The sequence below is a fragment of the Streptosporangium sp. NPDC006013 genome, from assembly GCF_040614275.1.
In the GTDB taxonomy this organism is placed as follows: Bacteria; Actinomycetota; Actinomycetes; order Streptosporangiales; family Streptosporangiaceae; genus Streptosporangium.
The window spans coordinates 1-3,530 of sequence record NZ_JBEXUE010000727.1 but is presented as its reverse complement, the minus strand read 5'-3'; the positions used below and the strand labels follow the sequence as shown (position 1 = coordinate 3,530).

Genomic DNA, 3,530 nt, shown 5'->3' with positions numbered 1-3,530 from the left:
CCAGCGCCAGTGCCCGCGCATCCGGCAGGTCCAGCCAGAACGCGTCGGTCCGCGCGTTGAGGAACACCTGGGGAACCCGTCGCTTGACGGCGGCGATCAGTTTCGCCTGCGCCGAGGCATCCGCCAGGCCGGTGCCACGCCCGTCTTCGAGGTTGATCCCCGCCACCCCCAGCCCGGCCAGTTGCGCCACCAAGTCGGCCACCTGGCCGGGCGTCTCGCCGAACCCTGCCTCGATGTCCACGGTCACCGGGATCCCCAGCCCCGTGATCGTCCGTGCCAGCGCCAGCGTCTCCTGCCGCGTCGCCCGCCCGGCGTCCGGTTTGCCCGCGGCGGCGGCCACCCCCAGGCTCGTCGTCCCGATCGCGGCGAACCCCGCCCGTGCCAGCGCCGCCGCGGAGGCGTGGTCCCATGCGCAGGGCAGCAGCAACGGCTCATCCGCGTGGTGCAGTGCCCTGAACCGCTCGAATGTCATCGGGCCACCGCCTCGACCGTTCCGGCCGCCAGCGCCAGCGCCACCTGCCTGCCGGGGCAGGCCCGTGGCCCCGCGCCGAACGTCAGGTGCGACAGAGCCCGCGGATCCCGGTTGGCCGCCGCGATGTCGAGCACCACGGCCCTCCCGTCGCCGGGTGCCCTGCGCCGCAGCGTCCGGACCGGAGGGTCGCGGCGCAACGTCTCGTCGAGCAGTTCCTCCACCGTCTGCTCCACCGTCTGCTCCGCCGTCTGCTCCACTGTCTGCGACGCCGTGGCCAGCGCGCCGCGGACCAGCCCGGCTGTGGGGCCGCATGCCTGGGCGAGCAGTCCCGCCAGCACGGCCAGCCGCGCAGGAGCCGGATCGCCCAGGAGTCGCGCCAGCCGCGCCAGTCCCTCATCGGCGGCCTCGGGATCCACCTCTTCGCGCCCCGGCAGGTAGGCCGGGGCGAGCGCCGTGACGGCCTCCACGGCCCGTGGCCCGTCCTGGGCCGGCACTCCCAGTGCGACGGCCAGCACCAGCACCGGAACCAGTTCCGGGGGACAGGGCAGCGGGCCGGCGTCCTGTGAGGCGAGCCGGAACGCCTCGGTGCGTAGCGTGTCGGGGTCCAGCCCGGCCAGCACCGCCTCGCCGGCGGCCCGGCGCTCGGCGTGCGTGGATCCCTCGGCGAAGCGGCCGACCGCACCGCGCAACCATGCCACGTTCAGCGCGAACGGCGGCCGCGGTACGGGGTCGACGGTGAACCGGGGATCGGCCAGCACGGCCCGTACCTCGGCGTGGCCGCTCACCACCAGCGGGTCAGATGTCATGACCGGCAGGCTAGGGGCCGGACGCTTCGGCGCTCACCGAAGCGTCCACGTGGCCCGACGGCGGTTCCGGGATTTCGGCTCCTCCCGGGGCGGCCAGCTGCCGACCAGAAGTCCAAAAGATGGATATTCCGGTAGCTAGAATTTCCAGGTATGGAACTGAGGCAGCTCGAATACTTCGTCGCGGTCGCCGAGGAGCAGAACTTCACCCGGGCGGCCGAGCGGGTGCACATCAGTCAGTCCGGTGTCAGTGCCCAGATCCGCCAGCTGGAACGTGAACTCGGGGCCGAACTCTTCGACCGGTCGGCGCGCACCGCCACCCTCACCGTCGCGGGAAAGGCCGCGCTCGCACACGCCCGCGCCGCGCTCGCCGCCGCCGGAGCCCTCGGCCAGGCGGTGGGCGAGGTGACCGACCTGATCCGTGGCCGGCTCACCGTCGGCATGGTCATCGGCTGCACCGTCACACCGCTGTTCGACGCCCTGGCCGCGTTCCACCGAGCCCATCCCGGCGTGGAGATCTCTCTGCTGGAGGACAACTCCGACCGGCTCGTCGAGGGGGTGCGCGCCGGCACCGTCGACCTGGCTCTCACCGGGACCGCGACCGCCGCCCCGGAGGGGGTGAACGCGTTGACGATCATCAGCGAGCGGCTCGTCGCGGCGGTCCCCGCCGGGCATCCCCTGACCCGGCGGCGCCGGGTCACCCTGCGCGACCTGGGCGCCCACCCGCTCGTGTGCATGCCACCGGGCACCGGCCTGCGCACGGTGTTCGACCAGGCCTGCGCCGCGCAGGGCCTCCAACCGGTGATCGCGCTGCAGGCCAGCGCCGCCGACGCCATCGCCGACCTCGCCACCCGCGGGCTCGCCGTCGCCATCCTCAGCGAGTCGATGGCCGCGCACTACCGCGACCGGCTCACCACCTTGCTCATCGACGACGTCGAAGCACCCGCCCTGCTCACCCTGATCTGGAGGAGCACGCACAACCCCGCTGTGCGCGAGTTGCTCGCCCACAGCAGGCAGGCGTTCACTCAGGGCTCGCCGTAGCGCTCCCGGAGTCCTCGACATCACCCGGAGGCCCGTGAACCGCGGGCGCCCACGGCACCCTCTCGCGGACGCCGGCCTTCGCTCAATGCGGCGTCGCAACCCGCTCCACCAGCGATTTCGGATGGGAAACGGTGTCAGAAGGTGGTGCGCTCACGGCCGCCGGTCATGCCCCCCGAACAGGTCCGCCACGCGCGGCCGACCCGGCCCGGCTGACGGACGCCGAGGCGAAGGCGCCGATGACCGGGTGCGGGCGGCGCCCGTCGCCGGCCAGTTCCGGCTGGAAGAGGGTGGCGAGGAAGAACGGGTGCTCCGGCAACTCCAGGACCCGCACCAGCCCCGCCTCGTCGTGGCCGGTGAAGCGCAGCCCACCCGCCTCCAGGGCGGGCAGGTAGCCGGCGTTGGGGCCGAAGGTGCAGTAGTACCTCTCCACGCTCTTCTCTGCGCCGATGATCCTCTCGGCCAGCGACCCCGGCTCCAGCAGGACGGTGTTCTCGTGGCCCGCCAGCGAGCACGCCAGCGGTAGCAGCAGGAAGTCCTCGGCACCCGGATCGTTCTCGGCGTGCGCGACGGACATGTCCAGCACATTGCGCGCGTACTCCAGCAGGGCGTGCTGGAAACCCCCGCAGGTGCCCAGGAACGGGATGCCGTGCTCGCGGGCGGTGCGGGCGGCGTTCAGCGCGCCGGCCTCGCTGCGATACGGGCTGCCGGGCACCATCCAGATGCCGTCGAACCCCTCCAGGCCGGTGGTGTCGGTCGTGGGGATCCAGTAGGCGTCCAGGTTCAGCCCGTCGCGCTCACGCAGCGCCTCCAGCAGCGCGGGTATGCGGGTGTGAGACTGGACGGCCGGTGACTTGTCGCCTACCAGGGCGATCCTCGCGGTGGTCATGTCCCGATCCTGGCCCGGCTGCCGGGGTAAGCGCCAACGATGATTCCTGCTGGGTCGATAAGCGATACTGATGCTCCGTGGACCCGCATCTGTTGCGCACGTTCGTGGTCGTCGCCGACCGGCGCTCCTTCTCCGCCGCCGCCGCCGAGCTCGGCTACACCCAGTCGGCGGTCTCCCAGCAGATCGCCGCGCTGGAGGCCGACCTGGGACTGGCGCTGCTGAGCCGCCGTCCGGTGGTGCCCACCCCGGCGGGGGAGCGCCTGCTGGAACACGCCGGACCGCTGCTGCTGCGCCACCGGGCCGCCCGCGCCGACGTGCTGCGTGCCGC

5 protein-coding genes are annotated in these 3,530 nt (G+C 72.9%); 2 read left to right on the top strand and 3 right to left on the bottom strand.

The annotated features are described in order from the left end of the window. Together ABZ260_RS48615 and ABZ260_RS48610 are read right to left on the bottom strand one after the other, a co-directional pair. Nucleotides 1–472: isocitrate lyase/phosphoenolpyruvate mutase family protein (locus tag ABZ260_RS48615; protein ID WP_355632083.1), on the bottom strand; the 472-nt coding region annotated here is incomplete at its 3' end. Next, entirely contained in the window at nt 469–1,278 is an 810-nt protein-coding gene (locus ABZ260_RS48610; protein WP_355632080.1) for a cytochrome P450, read from the bottom strand. The genes ABZ260_RS48610 and ABZ260_RS48615, both read right to left, overlap by 4 nt. Nucleotides 1,279–1,428: 150 nt before the next feature. On the opposite strand from ABZ260_RS48610, the gene ABZ260_RS48605 reads away from it, so the two are divergent. Continuing rightward, the gene (locus ABZ260_RS48605) at nt 1,429–2,316 is read left to right on the top strand and encodes a LysR family transcriptional regulator (RefSeq protein ID WP_355632077.1); all 888 of its coding nucleotides are present in this window, start codon (nt 1,429–1,431) and stop codon (nt 2,314–2,316) included. A gap of 163 nt (nt 2,317–2,479) precedes the next feature. Here the strand turns inward: ABZ260_RS48605 and ABZ260_RS48600 are convergent, their stop codons facing one another. Next, on the bottom strand, nt 2,480–3,202 hold the full coding sequence (locus tag ABZ260_RS48600; RefSeq protein ID WP_355632074.1) for a hypothetical protein: 723 nt from the start codon (nt 3,200–3,202) through the stop codon (nt 2,480–2,482). A 77-nt stretch (nt 3,203–3,279) separates the two neighbouring features. Here ABZ260_RS48600 and ABZ260_RS48595 point away from each other — a divergent pair. Beyond that, nucleotides 3,280–3,530 (top strand): LysR family transcriptional regulator (locus ABZ260_RS48595; protein WP_355632071.1); only part of this gene is annotated, 251 nt, incomplete at its 3' end.

Coding starts and splice junctions, on each gene's coding strand:
- ABZ260_RS48605 (WP_355632077.1), top strand. CDS start 1,429: ATGGAACTGAGGCAGCTCGAATACTTCGTCGCGGTCGCCGAGGAGCAG.
- ABZ260_RS48600 (WP_355632074.1), bottom strand. CDS start 3,202: ATGACCACCGCGAGGATCGCCCTGGTAGGCGACAAGTCACCGGCCGTC.
- ABZ260_RS48610 (WP_355632080.1), bottom strand. CDS start 1,278: ATGACATCTGACCCGCTGGTGGTGAGCGGCCACGCCGAGGTACGGGCC.